Genomic DNA, 20,672 nt, shown 5'->3' with positions numbered 1-20,672 from the left:
GAACGCGTAGAAGGAGAACCGGAGATGCCGGAGAGGACAGTGGTCGTCGCCTCAAGCACGGGCCTTCACGCCCGGCCCGCGAAGATCTTCGTGCAGGCCGCGGCGAAGCAGGGGATGCCCGTCCGCATCCGCGTCGGGGACGGCAAGCCCGTACCCGCCAACAGCATGCTCGCCGTGCTGGCCCTGGGCGCCACGCACGGCACGGAGGTCACGATCGAGGCGGAGGGACCCGGGGCCGACGAGGCGCTCGACTCCCTCGCCGAACTGCTCGCCCGCGACCTCGACGCCGAGGAGACCCCCCGTGGCGCCGGAGAGACCTCCCGTGGCTGAGACGCTCAGCGGCCTGGGGGTGAGCCCGGGCCGGGCCGCCGGGCGGGTCTGCCGGATGGCGGGCCCGCCGGAGCTGCCCGCGCCCTCCCCCGTCACCGACGCCGACGCCGAGCTCGACCAGGCGATGAACGCGCTGCGGGCCACGGTCGCCGAGCTGGAGGCACGGGCGGAGAAGGCGCCGGACGCCGACGCGAGGGCGATCCTGGAGGCGCAGTCCTTCATCGCCGACGACCCCGGCCTGCACGAGTCCGTGGAGGCGAACATCAGGTCGGGCAAGGACGCGGCGCACGCCATCGACGAGGCCTGCGCCCATCACCGGCGCGCGCTGCTGGCGGCGGGCGGCCACTTCGCCGAGCGCGCCGCGGACCTCGACGACATCCGTAACCGGGCCGTGGCGTCGGTGCTGGGCCTGCCCCTCCCCGGGGTGCCCGACCCGGGTCATCCGTTCGTCCTGGTCGCCACGGACCTGTCCCCCGCCGACACGGTGAACCTGGATCCCGGAGCCGTCCTCGCCCTCGTCACCGAGAAGGGCGGCCCGACCAGCCACACCGCCATCCTGGCCCGCGCCCGTGGCCTGCCCGCCGTGGTCGCCTGCCGGGGGGCGGGTGACATCGGCGAGGGGACGTGGGTGTCGGTCGACGGCCTGCGGGGCGAGGTGGAGGTCGGCATCGGCGAGGAGGCGGCCGCCGAGATCCGGCGCCGGGCCGAGGCCGACCGCCGCCGGGCGGGCAGCGTCCGGGGCCCCGGCAGGACCTCCGACGGCCACCCGGTCAAGCTGCTGCTCAACATCGGTTCGGCGGCCGACCTCGCGCCGCGTGACCCGGCGCCCTCGGCGGAGGGAGCCGAGGGCGTGGACGCGGAGGGGGTGGGGCTGTTCCGCACCGAGTTCCTCTTCCTGGACCGGCGCGAGGAGCCGAGCCGCGAGGAGCAGGTGGCCGCCTACGCCGCGGTCCTGCGCGCCGCCCCCGGCGGGCACGTCGTGGTCCGCACCCTCGACGCGGGCACGGACAAGCCGCTGCCGTTCCTCGGTCTGGCCGAGGAGACCAACCCGGCGCTGGGCGTACGGGGACTGCGGGTCTCCCGGGTCAGGCCCGAGGTGCTCGACACCCAGCTCGACGCCATCGCCGAGGCGGCCCGCGAGACCGGGACCGAGCCGTGGGTGATGGCGCCCATGGTGACGACGGTGGCCGAGGCCGCCGACTTCGCCGGGCGGGCCCGCGCCCGGGGCATCGCTCACGTCGGGGCGATGGTGGAGGTCCCCGCCGCCGCGCTGCGCGCCGGGCGCCTGCTGGAGGAGCTCGACTTCCTGAGCATCGGCACCAACGACCTGAGCCAGTACACCTTCGCCTCCGACAGGCAGCACGGGGAGCTCGCCGACCTGCTGGACCCCTGGCAGGCCGCGCTGCTCCAGCTGATCGCCGACTGCGCGGCGGCCGGGCGGGCGGCGGGCAAACCCGTCGGCGTCTGCGGGGAGGCGGCGGCCGACCCGCTGCTGGCGACCGTCCTGGTCGGGCTGGGCGTCAGCAGCCTGTCGATGTCCGCCCCCGGGATCTCCCCGGTGCGGGAGAGTCTCGCCGCCCACTCCCTGGCCCGGTGCCGCGACAACGCCCGGATCGCGCTGGCCGCCGACGATCCCGGACAGGCCAGGAAGGCGATCGTCCCGGACCGCTGAGGCACCCCGGCCTCCGTCCCCCGGCCGGACCGGCCCCTCGCCGGCCCGGCCTCTCCTCCACTCCGTGTCCCGTGTCCGCCTCCTCGGGGTCCGCCCGAGGTCCGCCCCGCGTACCCTCCGGCGCGCATCGGTGAAATCACCGGTCTTCGCGAGGCCACCGGCACCCCGGTGCAGGCCAGCGGAGGCCGGTGGGGAGCCCCGCCACCCCCTCTTTCCAGGCTCTTTCCAGGCGCGACACACGCGCGTAACACTGAGACATGCCCTCCCCCTCCGCCGCCACCCGGTCACCGGCGCTGCACGGCCGTGACACGGAGCAGGACGCGCTGCTGCGATTACTCGACGCCGCCCGTGGCGGCTCCGGGGGCGCGGCGATCCTGCGAGGGGCGCGGGGTACGGGAAAGACCGCGCTGCTCGACCTCGCGGCGGCCCACGCGCGCGGTAGCGGCGGTAACGGCGATAACAGCGGTAGCGGCAACGCGGACGGCACCCGCGACACGGACGGCGTCCACGGCACCGGCGGCACCGTCGGCACCGTCGGCACCGGCGACTTCGTCGTGCTCAGGGTGCGCGGCACCGAGACGGAGTCGCACCTGCCGTACGCCGGACTGCACGGACTGCTCAGGCCGGTCGCCGACCGGCTCCCCGCGCTCCCCCCGGCGCAGGCGGAGGCGCTGACCCGGGCGCTGGAGCTGGGCGCGGCGGACGGCGGGCTGGCGCTTCCCGCGGCGGTGCTCAACCTCCTGGTGGCCGCCGGTGGCCCGGTGCTGGCCTGCGTCGACGACGTCCACCATCTCGACGCGCCCAGCCGCGAGGCGCTCTTCTTCGCGGCCAGACGACTGGCGGGAGAACCGGTCGTGCTGCTGTTCGGGGCCGACGACCGCGGCGACGGCGGCGCCACCGCCCCCGACGACATACCGGCGTTCGAGCTGGGCGCCCTGGACGAGGAGGCGGCCAGGCGGCTCGCCGACGACCTGGTGCCGGGGCTCGCCGACGACGTGCGGGCCTCACTGCTGGAGATCGCACGCGGCAACCCGCTCGCGCTCGGAGAGCTCGCCGGGTCGCTGAGCCCCGAGCAGATCTCCGGCGCCGCCGCCCCGCCCGCGACCCTGCCGAGGGGCGGGCGGCTCTGGCGCGCGTACGCCGACCGGCTGGCGCGGCTGCCCCGCGAGACCGTGGACGTGCTCCTGCTGCTCGCGGCGGATCCCGGCCTGGAGACGGTCACCCTGGCCGGCGCCGCGGGGCCGGAGTGCGCGCTGACCGCGCTGGAACCGGCGGAGCGGGCGGGGGTGGTCGTCCATGTCGCCGGTGCCGGCGGCGGCGACATGGACGGTGACGGTGACCGCTACGACTTCCGCGAGCCGGTGATGCGGACGGTCGTCTACGCGGGCGCCTCCCTCGCCCGCCGCCGTGCCGCGCACCGCCTGCTCGCGGGCATGCTGCGCCACGACCACCAGCGGCTGCGGCGGGCCTGGCACCGGGCGGCCGCGATGGACGGACCCGCCGAGACGCTCGCCGACGAGCTGTCCTCGGCGGCGGCCGAGGAGGAGTCCCACGGTGGCCACCCCGCGGCCTTCCTCGCCTTCGAGCGGGCGGCCGAGCTGACCGAGCACGGCGACGTCAAGGCCGCGCGCCTGGCCGCCGCCGCCAACCGCGCCTGGCACGCGGGCCTGCCCCGGCGGGCCCGGTCGCTGCTCACCCGCCTGCAGTCGCTGACGATCTCCGAGGAGGTGCGGAGCCAGGCCGAGCTGATCCGCGGCAGCCTGGAGCTGCGCAGCGGGAAGACCGGCAGCGCCGGGGACGACCTGATGGCGGCGGCCGAGTCTCTGCTGGACAGGGACCGGGGGCAGGCCGTCCGGGTGCTCATCCGCGCGGGCGAGGCGAACTACCTGGCCGGTGACAACCATCGCTACCTGGACATGGCGCGGTGGGCCGCCACGCTGCGCCGCCCGGACGACCCGGCGGCCACCCAGCTGATGTTCGAGTATCTGGCCGGTACGGCGGCGACGTTCGACGGCCGTCACCGGGAGGCGGCCGATCCGCTCCGCCGGGTGCTGGAGCTCGCGCCCTCGGTGCGGACCCCCTCGGTGCTGGTGTGGGCGGGCGTGGCCAGCCTGCTGCTCGGCGACGACGCGCAGGCGGTGCGGCTGTGCGGCCGGGCGGTGGAGACGGCGCGCGCCCGCGGGGCGGTCTCCACCGTGCCGCAGGTCCTGGAGTTCATGATCCACGCCGAGCTCTGGATGGGCCGCTACGCCTCCATCACCGCCAGCGCCGTCGAGGGGCTCCGGCTCGCCCAGGAGCGCGGGCGGCCCAACAGCGCGGGCCAGCACCTCGGGTGGCTCGCGCTCACCGCGGCCGTCGAGGGAGACGCGGAGACCTGCGCGATCAGGGCGGCGAGCGCCATCGAGCTGGCGGGCGCCCACGGCGTGTGCGTGGCGGGAGCGCTCGGCAACTGGGCACTGGCCCATCTCGACCTCGCGGCGGGCCGTCACGCCGACGCCGCCAAGCGGCTGCGGACCACGGCCAGGGCGGACGGGACCAACGGCCACCTCGTCATGCGGGTCATGTCGACCCCGCTGTTCGTCGAGGCCAGCGCCCGTACGGGTGACCGGGAGCGGGCCGGGGAGGCGCTGCGGGTGCTCGACCGCTGGGTGGGCAGCACCCGCAGTCCCGACCGGCGCGCGCTGGCCACGCGCTGCCACGCCCTCCTGGCCGCCCCGGGCGACGCCGAGGAGTACTTCAGGGCCGCGCTCGACCTGCACCACCAGGGTTTCTCCGAGTTCGAGACGGCCCGCACCCAGCTGCTCTTCGGCAGCGCGCTGCGCAGGAACCGGCGCCCGGGAGCGGCGAGGGAGCACCTGCACAGCGCGCTGGAGACGTTCGAGCGCTCCGGCGCGCGGCTCTGGGCCGAGCAGGCCCGCGCCGAGCTGCGCGGGGCGGGAGAGGCCGTCCGGTCGCACCGCCCGAAGGCCACCGAGAAGCTCACCGCGCAGCAGTACCAGATCGCGCGCATCGTCGCGGACGGCGCCACCAACCGGGAGGTGGCGGCCCGGCTCTTCCTGAGCCCGAGGACCGTCGAGCACCACCTCAGGAACATCTTCGCCAAGCTCGACATCCGCTCGCGGGTGGAACTGGTGCGGTTGATGTCGTGATTCACCGATTGGTGTAGTTATTCACCGGTGTTAACCAGTGCGATGGAGTACGGGTGATTTCACCGATGCACTCCGGGGCTGACAGGGAGAAAGTGGCGTCTGTCAGAAACCCGAGGGGTCACCCCGGCGACGCTGACCGTACCGCCACCGTTCCCGGTGGCGGGCCGACGCGCGACGAACGGCTGTCAGCGCCGACCGCCGTACGCCGTGTTCCCCGGACATCGCCGTGTTCCCCCCACAGGAACGGAGTACAGCAACGTGCAGCCGTACGGCACCACCCCCCAGGCCCCCGCGTCCAGGCGTTCCCGCCGGGCGACGACGGTCGCCACGCTGACCCTCGCACTCGCTCTGCTCGGCACCGGCGGGACCCTCGCGCCCGCCGCGCAGGCCGTCGCGGCTCCGGCCGCGCAGGCCGCCTCCGCCGGCCCCTACGACCGCGGCCCCGACCCGACCGTCTCCCTCATCGAGGCGTCCAGGGGACCGTTCGCGATCTCGGAGACCACCGTCTCCTCGCTCCGGGTGACCGGCTTCGGCGGAGGCACGATCTACTACCCGACGTCCACCGCCGAGGGGACGTTCGGCGGGATCGCCATCGCCCCCGGCTACACCGCGAGCAGGTCCACCATGGCCTGGCTCGCCTCGCGGCTGGCCTCCCACGGCTTCGTGGTCTTCAACATCGACACCCTCACCCGCTCCGACCAGCCCGCCAGCCGGGGACGGCAGCTGCTGGCCGCCCTCGACTACCTCACGCAGGAGAGCTCGGTCGCGAACCGGGTCGACGCGAGCAGGCTCGGCGTCGCCGGGCACTCGATGGGCGGCGGCGGCACGCTGGCCGCGGCCGACAGCCGGCCGCAGCTGCAGGCGGCCATCCCGCTGACCCCGTGGCACACCACCAAGAACTGGTCGGGCGTGCGCGTCCCGACACTGGTCATCGGTGCGGAGAACGACGTGATCGCCTCGGTGGGCGCGCACGCCAAACCGTTCTACAACAGCATCCCGGCCTCTTCCGAGAAGGCCTACCTGGAGCTCAACAACGCCGGTCACACGGCGCCCAACGTGTCCAACACCACGATCGCCAAGTACAGCGTCTCGTGGATGAAGCGGTTCATCGACAACGACACCCGGTACGAGCAGTTCCTGTGCCCGGCGCCCCGGGTCGACCTGAACATCTCCGAGTACCAGGACACCTGCCCGCACTCGTAGGACCGCGGGGCCGCGGGGCCGCGGGGCCGCGGGGCCGCGGGGCCATAAGACCGCGGGGCCATAAGACCGCGGGGCCGCAGGGCCGTCACCGGATCGCGACCCCGGCCGTGGTCCGGTGGCGGCAGCGGGGGTTCACGGCGACGGCCGGTGCCTCCCGGCGGTAGCGGGGTCACCGGCGAGAGCCGGTGGTTCCCGGCGACCGTCGCCGGCCCCCGGGAACGGCCGGTGGTCCTCCGCGACCTAGAACCCAAACCACCTGCTAGGCCAGCGAAAGCCTTGTTAACCCTGTTAGTCCGCAAAACGCCTGACCCGACGGCGGCCGCAGCATGCGGCCGCCGTTGGCATATCCCCCCAAAGTCCCCCTGCAGTGCCGTCATATGATGGATTTTCTCCTGGTTTGATTAGTTACCGCCGAGGGGCAATAAGGTTTACGGTCTATGTCCAGGAACGCAATGAGACGTGACCCCAAGACCGTTCTGTGGCTTCTCGCGCTGAGCATCGTGGTCACCTTCTCGGCCGGTGGGGCCACGGTGCTGAGCGGTCATCTCGAACCCGTTCCCGACAGGCCCGCGCCTCCTGACGCCGCCCCGCCCGGGATACCGGCGGTGCCCGCGACGCCGACCCCGCCGCCGCAACCCCAGAACGCACAGGACACCCAGAACCCCCAGGACGGCCAGGACGGCCAGGACGACCAGGACGACCAGGACGACCAGAACACGGCCGCCCCCGCGAACTCCGCCGGTCCCGAGACCCCGTCACCGGTCAAGGAGCCGCTGCTGCTCGCCAACGGCCGGCAGCAGCCGCTGAAGGTGAGGGTGCCCCGGTCGGCCAAGGGCCGCTACGCCGTCGCCCCCGGCGAGGACCGGCCTCCCCGGGGGAAGGGCAAGGTGATCCGGTACGCGGTGGAGGTCGAGCGGGGGCTGCCGTTCGAGGCGGGAGAGTTCGCCGCCGAGGTGCACCGGATCCTCAACGACCGGCGCGGCTGGGGGTACCGGTTCAAGCGGGTGGCCCGCGGCCCGGTGAGGATCAGGGTCTCGCTGTCCAGCCCCGAGACGGCCGACCGGCGGTGCCTGCCGATGCGGACCAACGGCATACTCTCCTGCTGGAACGGCGAGCGCGCGGTCATCAACGCGGTCCGCTGGAACAGCGGGGCGACCGGCTACGGCCGGGACGTGGCCTCCTACCGCGAGTACGTCATCAGCCACGAGGTCGGCCACGGTCTCGGCCACAGCCACGTGTCCTGCCCGGGACGCGGCCGGCGGGCGCCGGTGATGCTCCAGCAGACCAAGTCCCTGTACGGCTGCCGCCCCAACCCCTGGCCGTCCCCCCGGCGCTGACTGCCCGTCGTCCCTCACCGGTTGATCCCTCGCCCTCCCCTCACCGCCCCTCGCGGGCGGCTCCGGGAACCCGGCGCGCGACCGGCCGGGCCCGCGCGGGCGACGGCCCCCGGCTCCCGCGTCCGGCGGGCTTCCGAAGAACCGGACCCGGGGTTCGCGGCGATCGCGTGTCGCCGGATCGTCTCCCCGTACGGCAAAGCCGTCGCGAAGACCGGGTTCGCCGGGCCTTCCCCGGGCACCCGGTAGGCATGCGAGTAGTAGTAGTCGGCGCGACGGGAAACGTGGGCACGAGCGTGGTGTCCGCCCTCGCGGCCGATCGGGAGGTCACATCCATCGTGGGCCTGGCCCGCAGGCGGCCGGACTGGAGCCCGCCCAACACCACCTGGCGGACCGCCGACGTCGCCACCGGCGACCTGGCGCCGCACCTGGAGGGGGCCGACGCGGTCGTCCACCTGGCGTGGCTGTTCCAGCCCACCCGAGACCCGGTGACGACCTGGCGGAACAACGTCCTGGGCAGCATCAGGGTCTTCGAGGCCGCCGCGCGGGCGGGTGTCTCCGCGCTCGTGCACGCCTCCTCGGTGGGCGCGTACTCCTCCGCTCCCAAGGACCGGGCCGTCACCGAGGACTGGCCGACCCACGGCTGGCCCGGTGCCGCCTACGGCCGGGAGAAGGCCTACGTGGAGCGGGTGCTCGACCTGTTCGAGCGCGACCACCCGGACATCAGGGTCGTACGGTTGCGGCCGGGCTTCATCTTCAAGCGGGAGGCGGCGGTCGGGCAGCGGCGCCTGTTCGGCGGGCCGTTCGTGCCGCAGCGGCTGGTGCGGCCGGGCCTGATCCCGTTCGTGCCCGACACCCCCGGGCTCCGCTTCCAGACGGTCCACAGCGACGACGTCGGCGAGGCCTACCGGCTCGCGGTCACCCGGCCGGTGTCGGGCGCCTTCAACATCGCCGCCGACCCGGTGATCGAACCCTCGGTGCTGGCCGAACTGCTCGGTGCCCGACTGGTTCCCGTCTCGGGCTGGGCGCTCAGGAGCACCGTCGCCGCGGCCTGGCACATGAGGCTGATCCCCGCCTCGCCCGGCCTGGTCGACCTGGTGCTCAGAATGCCGATCATGGACATCGGCCGCGCCCGCGCCGAACTGGGCTGGCAGCCGCGCCGCACGGCGACGGAGGCGATGCGGGAGATGTTCGAGGGGCTGCGAAGCGCCGAGGGGATGAACACCCCGCCGCTGTCGCCACACACCGGAGGACCCGCGCGCCTGGGCGAGCTGGCCGACGGTGTCGGCGGAAAGCCCTAGCCGCCCCCGAAGCCCCGGCGGCCCCCGGCGACGCGACGCCCCCGCGCCCGCTCCCCCGGCCGGGGCCGTCACCGAGCGGCGGACGGCCGCCGACCGGCGAGGAACGGGGCGCGGAGGGAGCGGGACTCCGGAGGGAGCGGGATTCCGGGGGACGAGATCGAGAGAAACGGGGCTCAGGGGGCAGGGGCGGGGGGCAGGGCTCGGAACCCGGGCTCGGACCGGACATCGGACCCGTCAGGGAGGACGCGAGTATGGGCAGGATCCTCGTGGGCACGGCCTCGTGGACGCACCGGTCGCTGCTGGAGTCGGGCTGGTACCCCGACGACGCCTCGACCCCGGCGAAACGCCTGGCCTACTACGCGACGAGGTTCCCGATCGCCGAGGTGGACGCCACCTACTACCACCCGCCGTCGCTGAGCACCGTGGAGGCGTGGCGGGACCGCACGCCCCCGGGGTTCACCTTCGACGTCAAGGCGTTCTCCCTGCTGACCGGGCACCCCACCCGGCCCGCCTCCCTCTACAAGGACCTGCGGGAGAGCCTCGGCGCGCCGCCGCAGCGCAACCTCTACCCGAAGGACGTGCCGCCGGAGATCGCCGACGAGGTCTGGCGGCGCTTCCTCGGCGCGCTGGAGCCGCTGCACGAGGCGGGCAAGCTGGGGGCGGTGCTCTTCCAGTTCCCGCCGTGGTTCCCGATCGGGGAGGGCAACAGGCGCTACATCCTGGAGTGCGCCCGGCGCTGCGCGCCGATGCGCGTCAGTGTCGAGTTCCGCAACCACACCTGGATGGACGAGGAGAACCGCGAGGACACCCTCGCCTTCCTGGCCGGGCACGACCTCGCGTACGTGGGGGTCGACATGCCCCAGGGGCACACCTCGTCGATCCCGCCGGTCCTGGCCGCGACCTCCGACCTCGCCGTGGTGCGGCTGCACGGGCACTCCGACAAGTGGACCAGCAAGAACATCGACGAGCGCTTCGCGTACATGTACTCGGAGCCGGAACTCGGGCGGTGGGCGGCCAGGGTACGGGAGCTCGCGGAGGGCGCCGAGACGACCCACGTGCTCTTCAACAACTGCTGCGCGGACAACTCCCAGCGCAACGCCGCCCGGTTCCGCGCCCTCGTCGGCGGATCAGACGGGTCCGGCGAGGCCGGTGAGGCCGGTGAGGCCGGTGAGGCCGGTGAGGCCGGTGAGGCCGGTGAGCCGGGTGACCTCGAAGAACCAGGTGGACCGGACACACCGGAGCGGGCGCCGAACGGGCACGGCGGAGGCGGAGCGGGCGGGCCGGAAAAGGGCCGAAGCGCGGGCCGGCGCGGCGGAGCCGCTATCTGACCCGCCGTCTCGCCCCGGTCATGGTGGCCCTGCGCTCCTCCGGGGTGGTGCCTCCCCAGACGCCGTACATCTGCTGGGTGTTCAACGCGTACTCCAGGCAGCGCCCGCGCACCGGGCAACGGCGGCACACGGCTCTGGCGCGCTCGTACTGCTCACGGCCCGGCCCCTCGTAGGACACGGGGAAGAACAGCTCGGGGTCCTCACTCAGGCACGACGAGCGGCGGGACCAGTGGATGATCGGAATGACGTTGCTCTTAGCAGGCATGGCAATCCAATTGGGAGTCGGAACGGCTCAGGTGCTGGCGGCTCGGGTTGAGGATCGCGTGCCCGCTGTAATGGCATTCATACCTTTTAAGCGGAAAAATCGGGCGACCTTGACCGAGGGTTTCTCCCTGCCTCGAAGCTCCTGGTCAACAGCCTCCCGGAGCGGGTGGATCATCTTCTCCCGTCTCGGGACGCCGTCTCGGCGCGGTGGTCACCCGCTCACGCCTCCCACCCCACCGGGCCGGAGCACCGCTCGCTCCGGCCCGGTGGCGGCCCCTACCGCTCCACCCGCGCCCGCTCGTTGGGCACGCAGTGGGTCATCTTCATACCGCTCACGTCGCGGGACCCGTTCTTGCCGAGCCGGGACATCCGCTCGCGGTCCTCGTCGCTCAGGTCCTGACCGGCCAGCGGCTCCAGGTGGGAGACGTCGTCGGGAGCGATCCCGAGCCCCTCCCCGACCCTGAGACCGAGATCGTCCTCGACCATCAGGAAGTGCCAGACCATGCGCTCCTGGACCGGGCGCGCGGCCTGGGACAGCATGTCGACGAAGTTCAGGACGAGGTCGTCGCGCTCCCACTGCTCCATCAGCAGGTAGCGCTGGCCCGCCTGGGTGTAGTCGTCGGTACGCGGGATGCGCTTGCGGGTCAGCCGTCCCGAGACGACCGGGCCCTGCTCGTCGTGGGTGGGGTAGCGCCCCTCCCTGAGCCCCCCGGTGATGGACGGCTCGTAGTTGACGTGCGGGTTCTCGCCCTCCCCGTCGACGTGGTAGGTCATCTGGCCGTCACGCTGGTTGGTGCGCACCTCGGCGTGCTTGGCCTGGTTGACAGGCAGCTGCAGGTAGTTGGGACCCACCCGGTAGCGCTGGGTGTCGCTGTAGGAGAACGTGCGGCCCGTCAGCATCTTGTCGTCGGAGAAGTCGAGACCGTCGACCAGGACGCCGGTGCCGAAGGAGATCTGCTCGTTCTCGGCGAAGTTGTTGGCCACGTTGCGGTCCAGGACCATCCTGCCGACCGGCATGGCCGGGAACCGGTCCTCCGGCCACACCTTGGTGTCGTCCAGCGGGTCGAAGTCCAGCTCGGGATGGTCGTCGTCGCTCATGATCTGCACCAGCAGCTCCCACTCGGGGAAGTCGCCGCGGTCGATCGCCTCGTGCAGGTCCTTGGTGGCGTGCCCGAGCTCCCGCGCCTGTACGGCGGCGGCGTCCTCGGCGGTCATGCTGCGCACGCCCTGTTTGGGCATCCAGTGGTACTTGACCAGGTGGGTCTCGCCCTGCGCGTTCACCCACTTGTAGGTGTTGACGCCGAATCCCTGCATGTGCCGGTAGTCGGCGGGGATGCCGCGCGGGCTGAACAGGTTGACGATCATGTGCATGCTCTCCGGGGTCTGCGACATGAAGTCGAAGATCCGGCCGGGCTCCTGCCTGAACGTCACCGGGTCCGGTTTGAGCGAGTGGATCACGTCGGGGAACTTGATGGCGTCCCTGATGAAGAAGACCGCCAGGTCGTTGCCGACGAGGTCCCAGTTGCCGTCCTCGGTGTAGAACTTCACCGCGAACCCGCGCGGGTCCCGGGCGGCCTCCGAGGAGTCCCTGCCGCCGATCACCGTGGAGAACCGTACGGCCACGTCGGTCCGTTTCCCGGCCTCCTGGAAGAGCTTCGCCCGCGTGTAGCGGCCGATCGGCTCGTCACCGAGCTTGCCGTAGGCCTCGAAGTAGCCGTAGGTGGTCACCCCCCGGGCGTGGACCACCCGCTCGGGGATGCGTTCGCGGTCGAAATGGCTGATCTTCTCCAGGAACTGGTAGTTCTCCAGCGTGGCCGGACCCCTCGCGCCGACCGTGCGCTGGTTCTGGTTGTCGTAGACCTGGTGCCCCTGGCGATTGGTCAGGACCGGACGGTCATCGCCCGGCTGGGGTCCCATGCTCGACACATCCGTCATGACGGCGCTTCCTTCCCTGCTGCGGTCGCTTCCGGCGCACCGATCCGCACATCGGCACACGATCCTCCTTATCCGACATAAGTCGCTTCATAGCGATAAGGAAGGGAATCTACGCAAAAGGGACAGCAATTTAAACGCGGTGATACCTCGCCCGAGAACGGACGGCCGTTCTCGGGCGAGGCGTCCGGCGTCCAGGACCCCGGCGAGCCCGCGCCACCATCAGCCCCGGTGGGGCTCCCCTCGCCACTACAGGCTTCGGCGGAGCCACCCGGACCCAGGGGAGCCTCAACGGACCTCAGGGAGCCTCAGCGGGCCTCAGCGGGCCTTCGCCGTGGCCCGCCGGTTCGCCTTCCCGATGGCCGCGACCAGCTCCTCCTTCGACATCGTGGACCTCCCCTTGACGTCCAGGCGCCTGGCCACGTCGTACAGGTGCCGCTTGGAGGCGTTGGCGTCCACCCCCTCCGCGCTCCGGCCTCCCCTGAGCCCGCCCCGGGCGGCGCGGTCGTCGGACGGCCCCTTGCGGGCCTTCGGCTCCCAGTGGTCGCCGACCTTCTCGAAGGAGTGCTTCAGCGCGGCGAACGCCGTACGGTGCGCCCGCTCCCCCTCCCCGTAGGTCTCCACCGCGGAGTCATGTGCCTTGATCCACGTCTCCTGCGCCTTCTTCGGCGAACGCCGCAGGGTGGTCGGGATCTCCTCGCGTGCCGGCATGGCGTGATCACCTCTCCTCTTCGCAGGTCACAACCTCGACGGCGGACATGCCCACCCGGCCGCCAATCATGCCCTCACCTCCCGCGCCGCGGCGGCCGGCACCCGCTCGCATGTCAGCTCGCGAGCCCCCTGTCGTGAGAGCGGCGGCCGGACTCCTGGGGAGGGAGGGCATGAGGCCGGACGATCACCCCGGCGTTGCGCAGGATCTCCTCCCCGGGCAGCACCGTGCTCTCCACGGCCGTCAGGCCGGACGCGGCCAGGTGGGCGTCGACGATGCGCAGGCCCACGCCGTAGCCGGCCATGTCGGGCACGCCGGCCGGTTCCCGGCCGAACCTGCTCATGGCCGTGTCGCCCAGCACGTAGGCCGGGGTGTTCCACATGCCCTGCAGACCGGCGGCGGCGGTGATCGTGTCGTACGCGCGGTCGAACTCCGCGCCGGTCACCATCCCCGACCACGGGCCCATGGCCTCGGGACCCGACAGCTCCCTGACGAACGCCTCGGCGAGCCCCTCGGACACGATGTGCTCGCCGACCGTGACCGTCGCGGGGTTCCACTCCACGTTGTGGTAGCGCACCTGGTGGTGGAACTCGTGCACCGCGCAGTGGGCGATCCTGCCGATGACGTCGTCCGCGGGCCAGGCCAGCAGGTAGAGCCAGCCCGGCGAGCCGCCCATCCCGTAGTAGCCACCGGCGGTGTTCATGAGGTACGCGTCGTCGGGGTCGCCGAGCACGAACATGACCCGCAGGCTCTCCGGCCCCTTGATATCCGGCACGGCCTCGCCGAGGCGCCTCCAGGCGGACCGCAGGGCATCCTCGACCTGGCCGCGCACGTCCCGCTCGACCAGCCGCCGCAGCGCGGGAAGGTGGCGGTCGTCGTCACGGTCCACCCGGAAGCCGCCGCCCACGTGGTGGATGTCGACGAGATCGCCGGGCATGGGGATGGCCTCGCGCATCGGCGCCAGCATCGCGCGCAATGCTTCCGGACGCCGTTCCAGCGGGAGGTTCACCAGGTCAAGCATGGCCCGGGGGGTGTCGTGAACGATGATTTCCATGCCCCGGATGGTAAAAGCTCCCGTTACGGGAGACTCAAGCGAATTCCCCGCTCACCCGCGAGGACCCGGGGAAGGCGGGAGCGCCGTGCTGTCGGCAGGGCCGGTGCTGTCGGTGCTGTCGGTCCACAGGCGGCCGAAGCTCATCCGCTTGACCGGCGGCAGGGCGTCGCACAGGCGGAACCAGGCCTTCGCGCCGCGCCGGACGAGAGGACTGCCGGAGATCATGAACTCCGTGAACCTCGCGGAGGTACGGACGGCGCCGAAGCCGTACGCGCGCATCCGTGCCTCGTAGCCGCCTATGGCCTCCGTCAGGGTGCCCCTACCCCGCTGGAACGCCGCCAGCCCGCTCGCCAGCAGGGCGGCGTCGCGCAGCGCCGTGTTGGCGCCGAAGCCCATCGCGGGCGTCATGTTGTGGATGGCGTCCCCGAGCAGCGTCACCGGCGTCGCGGGCCACCTGCCGACCGGGACGGAGGTCTTGAACGGCATCAACTGGACACTGGCCGGATCCGCCTCGGCGACCAGACGGCGCAGGGCGGGGTGCCAGCCGGAGGTCATCGTCCCGGCCAGATCCTTGAGCCCGTCGCCGTCGAGGCCCGCGGCCCCGGCCGGGTAGGCCCCGCGAGGGGCGACGAAGGCCCACAGCACGTAGTCCTGCAGATCATCGGCGAGGGACCTCAGGTCGAGCCCGAACCCGGCGAGGCCGGTCTCCAGATCGGCGAGGCCCCCTTCCCGCGCGGCGGCGGCCCCTCCGGCGGCGGTCCCGGCCTCGCGGGCGGGACCGGGGCCCGTCCCCCGGGCGAGGAGGCTCTCCGCCCTGCGCCTGCCGTTGAAGGCGGCGGTGAACATGGCGCTCCCGCTCGGCGGCAGGATGAGGTTGAGCCCGTCGGCGAGGTTTCCCGGCAGCCACCCGCGGGCCTGGTCGTCCAGCGGCAGCCGGGCGCCGATCGCGAGCGCGCCGGTGTCGACGCGGCGGGCCCGCGGCAGATACTGGCCGCGTACCCGCGAGCCGGCACCGTCCGCGCCGACCAGCACGTCCCCGGTGGCCGAGGTGCCGTCGGCGAAGAAGGCGACGATCCTGCCGTCCGGCCTCACCTCGTAGCGCTGGAACGTCCTGCCGTGGTGGACGACGCCCTCCAGCCCGGCCAGCAGGAGCCTGCGCAGGGTGGTGCGGCTGACCGCGTACTGGCCGCCCGAGGGGTCGGCGGCCCCGCCGGTCATCACGCTCTCCTCCACGAACACGAGCTCCCGCAGCCGATGGGTGTGGAAGCCGAAGCCGGGGCCTGGGTGGCCGGAGGTGGCGAGGAACGCCTCCCACAGCGGGCCCGGCAGGCACCGGTGCAACGCCCGGCTGCCGACCTGGTTCAGGTGGATACGGTAGCCCCGCACCCAGTCGGCGGCGTCGCGCTCGCGCTCGTAGACCTGGACGTTCACCCCGGACGGCAGCAGCGCCTGGGCCAGCGCCAGGCCCCCTATGCCGCCTCCGACGACGAGGACGTCGAGTGGTTTTGCGGGCATGTCAGGCTCCCTCACCCTCGTCGTCGCCGGAGGGCGTCCCGGGGGATTCCTCGGCGCCGAGAAGCCGGGGCAGTTCCTCAAGCAGCGTCTCGTGCCAGGCGATCTCCGCCCGCAGGCGGACGAGGGTGTGGTCGAAGCCGAGCGGTTCGAGGCCACGGAGGTGGGGGGTGGCCGCCTCCCTCAGCCGCTGCCAGGTCTGGAGCTCGGCGGTGAGCTTGCGGTGCCGGTCCTCGATGACGGCCCGCAGCTCCCCCTCGCCCATGTCGGAGCTGAGCTGGAGGGCGAGGTCCACGGGATCGGGCCGCAGGCGGGTGTCACGCAGGGCCGCCTCACGCAGTGACTCCAGCTCCAGCCCGCCGTCCTCGGTGATCGCGTAGACGGTCCGCGCCGGGAGGTTGCCCTGCTGCTCGGTGCGCACCGTCTCGATCACCCCTTCGGCCTCCATCCGGTGCAGGGCCCCGTACAGGGATCCGACCTTGATGTCGGTCCACAGCTCGGTCCGGTCCGTCTGCGCGCTCTGGCGGATCTGGTGACCGTGCATCGGCCCCCGGCGGGCCAGCGCCCCCAGGATGAACAATCGTGTACTACTCATGCGACTACTCAAACACGAGTAGGCGAAGGAAGTCAAACATGAGTACTCGTAAACGAGTAGTAGGATAAGGGGAGATCCATGAAATCGCCCTGCCCGGACCTCCACCGGCTCGTCTTCGAGCCCGGCGGGCGTGTACTCACCAGGGAAGACCCACGTGTTCCCTCCACGCGGGCATCCACCGGCACCGGCTCGCTTCGAGCCCGGCGGGTACAGCGGGTACATCCGGCCCCGGCGCGTCGGGCGCCCCCGGACGGGCGTCCCTAGATGGGCTCGCCCTCGTTCTCGTCGCCCTCCTCGGGGCCGGGCGTGCCGGTCCCGCTCTGGCTCGGCGACGGCGACGGGGTGGGCTGGCCCGGCTCGGGCGTCGCCGGGACCGGCGGCGGGGTCGGGACGAACACCGTGGGCGGCAGCGGCCTCGGCAGCGGCTCGAAGTCGTCCTCCTTGCGCAGCAGGAACCAGACCATCACCGCCAGCAGCACGAGCAGCACGGTCAGCACGACCCCGGCGATGATCACGGACCTGCGGGTCTCGGTCAGCGGCGCCGCGCCCTTGGGCGGCGCGGGCAGCGCGGGCGAGCGGTCGCCCACCCAGTGCGGCGCGAAATCGGGGCCGTGCTGCTCGCCGATCAGCGTGCCGCTGACCAGCACCGGCTCCAGGAACCGCTCCGCCCCGGCCCTGTCGGGCTCGTACGGCGTGGCCACCCACGGGGCGCTCCCGCCGTCCATCGCCAGCACCTGCGGGACCGTGTCGGCCACGGCGGTGCGCGCGCGTGTCGCCCTCGCCACCCAGCCCCGTACGCCGGAACGGCTCGCCGTCGCGTCGCGGACCCCGGTGACGAAGCGGTCGCGGGCCGCCGGGTCGAGCGCCGCCCCCTTGGTCAGCACCGCGACCGAGACGGCCCGGCCGTCGGGCGCCAGCCCGAGGTAGACCAGCCCGGCGGGTCCCACGCGCAGCCGGGCCTGCACGAGGAAGGGCCCAAGCTGGGGCGGGTCACCGTACTGGAGTGGAGTGGCCACGTCTGACATGAAAGCACACCCCGCCGATCACACCGCGCCCCGCGGCCACGCCCGGTGGGCAGCCGGGGACACCCGGGGGACACCCGGGGACACGAGGAGGGCACGCGGCGGGCACGTGAGAGGCGTGCGGCGGCAGGCGAGAGACACGCGGGAGGCGCCGCACGGGCTCGCGGCGGGCAACCGGAGGGCACGCGCCGAGCAGGCGGAGGGCAGGCGGGGGGGCGGTCGGCGGGCGATCGGCGGGCGATCGGGGGACGGTCGGCGGGCACTGTCAGGAAATACGGAGCGGGCCCGTCGTGCGAGCCGCCTTTTCATTTGATGGAATACCGACATGACCGTCGCCGAAGAACTGCCGAGCGAGACCGACACCGGATTGCTGCGCGACGCCCTGGCCGAGGTCCGGCGGGTCATCGTCGGGCAGGAGCACATGGTGGAGCGGCTGCTCGTGGCGCTCCTGGCCAGGGGCCACTGCCTGCTGGAGGGGGTGCCGGGGGTGGCCAAGACCCTGGCGGCCTCGACCCTGGCCACGGTGGTCGGCGGCGAGTTCGCCCGCATCCAGTTCACCCCGGACCTGGTCCCGAGCGACATCGTGGGGACCCGGGTGTACCACCCCTCCCGCGAGGCCTTCGACGTCGAGCTCGGCCCGGTGTTCGTCAACTTCCTGCTCGCCGACGAGATCAACAGGGCCCCGGCCAAGGTGCAGTCGGCGCTGCTGGAGGTCATGGCCGAGCGGCAGGTGACCCTGGCCGGGGAGACCCACTCGCTGCCGAGACCGTTCATCGTGCTGGCCACCCAGAACCCGATCGAGTCCGAGGGCGTCTACCCCCTCCCCGAGGTCCAGCGCGACCGGTTCCTGTTCAAGGTCCGCGTCACCCATCCCAGCGCCCACGAGGAGCTGGAGATCCTGCACCGGATGAGCGTGACCCCGCCGACCCCCAGGCCGGTGCTCGACCCCGCGCGGCTGGCCGCGCTGCAGGCCATGGCCGACCAGGTCTCGGTCCACCAGCTCGTCGCCGACTACGTGGTCAGGCTCGTGATGGCCACCCGCTCCCCCGCCGAGTACGGCCTGGCCGAGCTGCAGGAGAACATCGAGATCGGCGTGAGCCCCCGGGCCACCCTCGGCCTGGTCGCCGCGGGACGCGGTCTGGCGCTGCTGCGCGGCCGCGACTACCTGCTCCCCGACGACGTGCGCGACGTGGCGGTGGACGTGATGTCCCACCGGCTGATGCTCACCTTCGACGCCATCGCCGACGGGATCGACCCCGAGGACGTGGTCCGCCAGATCCTCGCCGCCGTGCCGCCCCCGCTGGTCGTCTGGAACCAGGGCCCCCGGTGACCGGCCTCCAGGGCACCGGCGATCCTGACCTGAGTACGGCCGAGCAGGCGTTGCGGCGTCTGGAGCTCACGATCGTCCGGCGCCTGGACGGGCTGCTGCAGGGCGCGTACCAGGGGCTGCTTCCCGGTCCTGGGAGCGAGTTCGGCGACAGCCGGGTCTACGTGCCCGGCGAGGACGACATCCGGCGGATGGACTGGTCGGTGACCGCCCGCACGACCGTCCCGCACGTGCGCGACCTGATCGCCGACCGGGAGCTGGAGACCTGGGCCCTGGCGGACCTGTCGCCCAGCATGGACTTCGGCACCGCCGCCATGGAGAAGCGGGACCTGGTCGTGGCCGCCGTCGGGGCGATCGGCTTCCTGTCGGGCCGGATCGGCAACCGCTTCGGCACGTACGTCCTGCACGACGAGTACGTCCACCGGATGCCCGCCAGGAACGGCCGCCCGGCGCTGTACGGCCTGCTGCACTCGCTGATGGACGCCCCCAGGGGACGCGCCGTCGCCGGTGCCCCCGACCTGGCCGAGGCGATCGAGATCCTGGCCTCGGCGCGGCGGCGGCGCGGCCTGCGGGTGATCGTCTCCGACTTCCTCGATCCCGAGCCCACCCTCGATCCCGGCCTGGAGCTGCCCTGGGAGCGGCCGATCCGCCGCCTGGCTGCCCACCACCAGGTGCTGGCCGTCGAGGTGATCGACCCTCGCGAGCTGGAGCTGCCGCCGGTGGGGCTGGTCAGCATGACCGACCCGGAGACGGGGCGGAGCCGCCAGATCCAGCTCACGCCCAGGGTTCGCCGGGCGTACGCGGAGGCCGCCGCCGCGCAGCGGATGACCAACCAGGTGGCGTTGCGCCGCTGCGGGGTGGCCCACCTGGTGCTGCGCACCGACCGCGACTGGGTGTTCGACATCGCCCAGTTCGTGCTGCGGCAGCGCCGCATGGCGCACCTGACCCATCGGCCCCCGAGGTCGGGAGCGACACGGTGACCTTCCTCTCTCCGGTCTGGCTGTGGCTGTTCGCCGCGCTGGCGCTGCTCGTGGCGGGCTACGTGGCCGCCCAGTTCGCCCGGCGCCGCTACGCGCTGCGCTTCACCAACCTGCCCCTGCTGACGCTGGTGGCCCCCGCGGGGCCCGGCTGGCGGCGGCACGTGGCCCCGGCGCTGTTCCTCGTCATGATGAGCCTGCTGATCGTGGGCGCGGCCCGGCCCGCCGACTCGGTGCGCATTCCCCGCGACCGGGCGACGATCATCATCGCGCTGGACGTCTCGCTCTCGATGGAGGCCGACGACGTCCAGCCGAACCGGATCACCGCGGCCAAGGAGGCCGCCCAGAAGTTCGTCACGGACCTGCCGGAACGCTTCAACGTCGGGCTGGTCGCCTTCGCCAGGTCCGCCTCGGTCGTGGTCTCGCCCACCACCGACCACCAGGCGGTCGGCACCTCCCTGGGCACCCTCAGCACCCGGGCGGGCACCGCGATCGGCGAGGCGGTGTTCAGCTCCCTGGAGTCGCTGCGCTCCTTCGACCAGCAGGCGGTGACCGACCCGCCCCCGGCCGCGATCGTGCTGCTGTCCGACGGCGACAACACCTCGGGACGTTCGGTGGCCGAGGCGATCGACGCGGCCAAGAGCGTGCGGGTCCCGGTCTCCACGATCGCCTACGGCACCCAGGAGGGGACGGTCTCGATCGACGGCCGCGACGTGAACGTACCGGTGAACAAGGCCACCCTGCAGACCCTGTCGGAGGGCACGGGCGGCCGGGCCTACGAGGCGGAGTCGGGCAGCGAGCTGAAGCAGGTGTACGAGCAGATCGGCACCTCGCTGGGGTACCGGACGGTCAACCAGGAGATCACCCAGTGGTTCGTGGTGGCGGCGATCCTGGCCGGGCTGGTGACCGCCGGGACGGCCCTGCTGCTGGGGTCGCGGATCCCCTGACCCTCCCGCGGCCTCA

General features: G+C 72.9%; 17 protein-coding genes. 10 read left to right on the top strand and 7 right to left on the bottom strand.

What is annotated here, in order from left to right; translation table 11 throughout:
* The first annotated feature begins 24 nt into the window (after window positions 1-24).
* From ACFFRH_RS17770 to ACFFRH_RS17740, 7 genes are all read left to right on the top strand, one after another.
* Entirely contained in the window at window positions 25-330 is a 306-nt protein-coding gene (locus ACFFRH_RS17770; protein WP_344744155.1) for an HPr family phosphocarrier protein, read from the top strand.
* Window positions 323-2,002 (top strand): phosphoenolpyruvate--protein phosphotransferase, encoded by a 1,680-nt coding sequence (gene ptsP, locus ACFFRH_RS17765; protein WP_344744154.1) that lies wholly within the window; start codon window positions 323-325, stop codon window positions 2,000-2,002. Before ACFFRH_RS17770 ends, ptsP begins: the two co-directional genes overlap by 8 nt.
* Window positions 2,003-2,259: 257 nt before the next feature.
* Window positions 2,260-5,151 carry a helix-turn-helix transcriptional regulator gene (locus ACFFRH_RS17760; protein ID WP_386157812.1) on the top strand — a complete coding sequence of 964 codons (2,892 nt, stop codon included), beginning with the start codon at window positions 2,260-2,262 and terminating at the stop codon, window positions 5,149-5,151.
* A gap of 258 nt (window positions 5,152-5,409) precedes the next feature.
* Complete coding sequence (bdeA, locus tag ACFFRH_RS17755; protein WP_386157809.1) at window positions 5,410-6,354, top strand: bis(hydroxyethyl) terephthalate hydrolase; 945 nt, start codon at window positions 5,410-5,412, stop codon at window positions 6,352-6,354.
* 452 nt (window positions 6,355-6,806) lie between these two features.
* A complete protein-coding gene (locus ACFFRH_RS17750) occupies window positions 6,807-7,691 on the top strand; it encodes a DUF3152 domain-containing protein (RefSeq protein ID WP_386157806.1) in 885 nt (294 codons plus the stop codon).
* A 248-nt stretch (window positions 7,692-7,939) separates the two neighbouring features.
* The gene (locus tag ACFFRH_RS17745) at window positions 7,940-8,989 is read left to right on the top strand and encodes an NAD-dependent epimerase/dehydratase family protein (protein ID WP_344744190.1); all 1,050 of its coding nucleotides are present in this window, start codon (window positions 7,940-7,942) and stop codon (window positions 8,987-8,989) included.
* Between the two features lie 251 nt (window positions 8,990-9,240).
* Window positions 9,241-10,317 carry a DUF72 domain-containing protein gene (locus ACFFRH_RS17740; protein WP_344744152.1) on the top strand — a complete coding sequence of 359 codons (1,077 nt, stop codon included), beginning with the start codon at window positions 9,241-9,243 and terminating at the stop codon, window positions 10,315-10,317.
* Here ACFFRH_RS17740 and ACFFRH_RS17735 read toward each other — a convergent pair.
* The 7 genes from ACFFRH_RS17735 to ACFFRH_RS17705 all read right to left on the bottom strand — a co-directional run bounded on the left by ACFFRH_RS17735 (window position 10,310) and on the right by ACFFRH_RS17705 (window position 17,408).
* A complete protein-coding gene (locus ACFFRH_RS17735; protein ID WP_344744150.1) occupies window positions 10,310-10,582 on the bottom strand; it encodes a WhiB family transcriptional regulator in 273 nt (90 codons plus the stop codon). The two genes, ACFFRH_RS17740 and ACFFRH_RS17735, sit on opposite strands and share 8 nt — an antisense overlap.
* 275 nt (window positions 10,583-10,857) lie before the next feature.
* Entirely contained in the window at window positions 10,858-12,516 is a 1,659-nt protein-coding gene (locus ACFFRH_RS17730) for a catalase (RefSeq protein ID WP_344744149.1), read from the bottom strand.
* Between the two features lie 315 nt (window positions 12,517-12,831).
* Window positions 12,832-13,224, bottom strand: coding sequence for a ChaB family protein (locus ACFFRH_RS17725; protein ID WP_344744148.1), 393 nt, complete (start codon window positions 13,222-13,224; stop codon window positions 12,832-12,834).
* Between the two features lie 113 nt (window positions 13,225-13,337).
* Window positions 13,338-14,276 carry a DUF2268 domain-containing putative Zn-dependent protease gene (locus ACFFRH_RS17720; RefSeq protein ID WP_344744147.1) on the bottom strand — a complete coding sequence of 313 codons (939 nt, stop codon included), beginning with the start codon at window positions 14,274-14,276 and terminating at the stop codon, window positions 13,338-13,340.
* 51 nt (window positions 14,277-14,327) lie between these two features.
* Window positions 14,328-15,791: an FAD-dependent oxidoreductase gene (locus ACFFRH_RS17715; protein ID WP_344744146.1), complete on the bottom strand. Its 1,464-nt coding sequence runs from the start codon at window positions 15,789-15,791 to the stop codon at window positions 14,328-14,330.
* A 1-nt stretch (window position 15,792) separates the two neighbouring features.
* Window positions 15,793-16,383: a PadR family transcriptional regulator gene (locus ACFFRH_RS17710; protein ID WP_344744145.1), complete on the bottom strand. Its 591-nt coding sequence runs from the start codon at window positions 16,381-16,383 to the stop codon at window positions 15,793-15,795.
* Window positions 16,384-16,643: 260 nt separating this feature from the next.
* Entirely contained in the window at window positions 16,644-17,408 is a 765-nt protein-coding gene (locus ACFFRH_RS17705; protein WP_344744144.1) for a hypothetical protein, read from the bottom strand.
* Window positions 17,409-17,730: 322 nt separating this feature from the next.
* Between ACFFRH_RS17705 and ACFFRH_RS17700 the strand changes: the two genes are divergently transcribed.
* From ACFFRH_RS17700 to ACFFRH_RS17690, 3 genes are read left to right on the top strand one after another with little or no spacing between them, the layout of a single operon-like run.
* Window positions 17,731-18,735 (top strand): AAA family ATPase, encoded by a 1,005-nt coding sequence (locus ACFFRH_RS17700; protein WP_344744143.1) that lies wholly within the window; start codon window positions 17,731-17,733, stop codon window positions 18,733-18,735.
* Entirely contained in the window at window positions 18,732-19,712 is a 981-nt protein-coding gene (locus ACFFRH_RS17695; RefSeq protein WP_344744142.1) for a DUF58 domain-containing protein, read from the top strand. Before ACFFRH_RS17700 ends, ACFFRH_RS17695 begins: the two co-directional genes overlap by 4 nt.
* Window positions 19,709-20,656 carry a VWA domain-containing protein gene (locus ACFFRH_RS17690; protein WP_344744141.1) on the top strand — a complete coding sequence of 316 codons (948 nt, stop codon included), beginning with the start codon at window positions 19,709-19,711 and terminating at the stop codon, window positions 20,654-20,656. Before ACFFRH_RS17695 ends, ACFFRH_RS17690 begins: the two co-directional genes overlap by 4 nt.
* Window positions 20,657-20,672: the final 16 nt, after the last annotated feature.

Origin of the sequence: Streptosporangium vulgare, assembly GCF_042428775.1 — a bacterium.
Lineage (GTDB): Bacteria > Actinomycetota > Actinomycetes > Streptosporangiales > Streptosporangiaceae > Streptosporangium > Streptosporangium vulgare.
The sequence above is the reverse complement of the archived record's forward strand: the minus strand, read 5'-3'. Positions and strand labels throughout refer to the sequence as shown.

What these genes read in the sequence shown, in the direction of transcription:
- ACFFRH_RS17710 (WP_344744145.1), bottom strand. Translation starts at nt 16,383, where the DNA reads ATGAGTAGTACACGATTGTTCATCCTGGGGGCGCTGGCCCGCCGGGGG.
- ACFFRH_RS17720 (WP_344744147.1), bottom strand. Translation starts at nt 14,276, where the DNA reads ATGGAAATCATCGTTCACGACACCCCCCGGGCCATGCTTGACCTGGTG.
- ACFFRH_RS17725 (WP_344744148.1), bottom strand. Translation starts at nt 13,224, where the DNA reads ATGCCGGCACGCGAGGAGATCCCGACCACCCTGCGGCGTTCGCCGAAG.
- ACFFRH_RS17760 (WP_386157812.1), top strand. Translation starts at nt 2,260, where the DNA reads ATGCCCTCCCCCTCCGCCGCCACCCGGTCACCGGCGCTGCACGGCCGT.
- ACFFRH_RS17730 (WP_344744149.1), bottom strand. Translation starts at nt 12,516, where the DNA reads ATGACGGATGTGTCGAGCATGGGACCCCAGCCGGGCGATGACCGTCCG.
- ACFFRH_RS17770 (WP_344744155.1), top strand. Translation starts at nt 25, where the DNA reads ATGCCGGAGAGGACAGTGGTCGTCGCCTCAAGCACGGGCCTTCACGCC.
- ACFFRH_RS17705 (WP_344744144.1), bottom strand. Translation starts at nt 17,408, where the DNA reads ATGTCAGACGTGGCCACTCCACTCCAGTACGGTGACCCGCCCCAGCTT.
- ACFFRH_RS17735 (WP_344744150.1), bottom strand. Translation starts at nt 10,582, where the DNA reads ATGCCTGCTAAGAGCAACGTCATTCCGATCATCCACTGGTCCCGCCGC.
- ACFFRH_RS17750 (WP_386157806.1), top strand. Translation starts at nt 6,807, where the DNA reads ATGAGACGTGACCCCAAGACCGTTCTGTGGCTTCTCGCGCTGAGCATC.
- ACFFRH_RS17745 (WP_344744190.1), top strand. Translation starts at nt 7,940, where the DNA reads ATGCGAGTAGTAGTAGTCGGCGCGACGGGAAACGTGGGCACGAGCGTG.
- ACFFRH_RS17700 (WP_344744143.1), top strand. Translation starts at nt 17,731, where the DNA reads ATGACCGTCGCCGAAGAACTGCCGAGCGAGACCGACACCGGATTGCTG.
- ACFFRH_RS17740 (WP_344744152.1), top strand. Translation starts at nt 9,241, where the DNA reads ATGGGCAGGATCCTCGTGGGCACGGCCTCGTGGACGCACCGGTCGCTG.
- ACFFRH_RS17715 (WP_344744146.1), bottom strand. Translation starts at nt 15,791, where the DNA reads ATGCCCGCAAAACCACTCGACGTCCTCGTCGTCGGAGGCGGCATAGGG.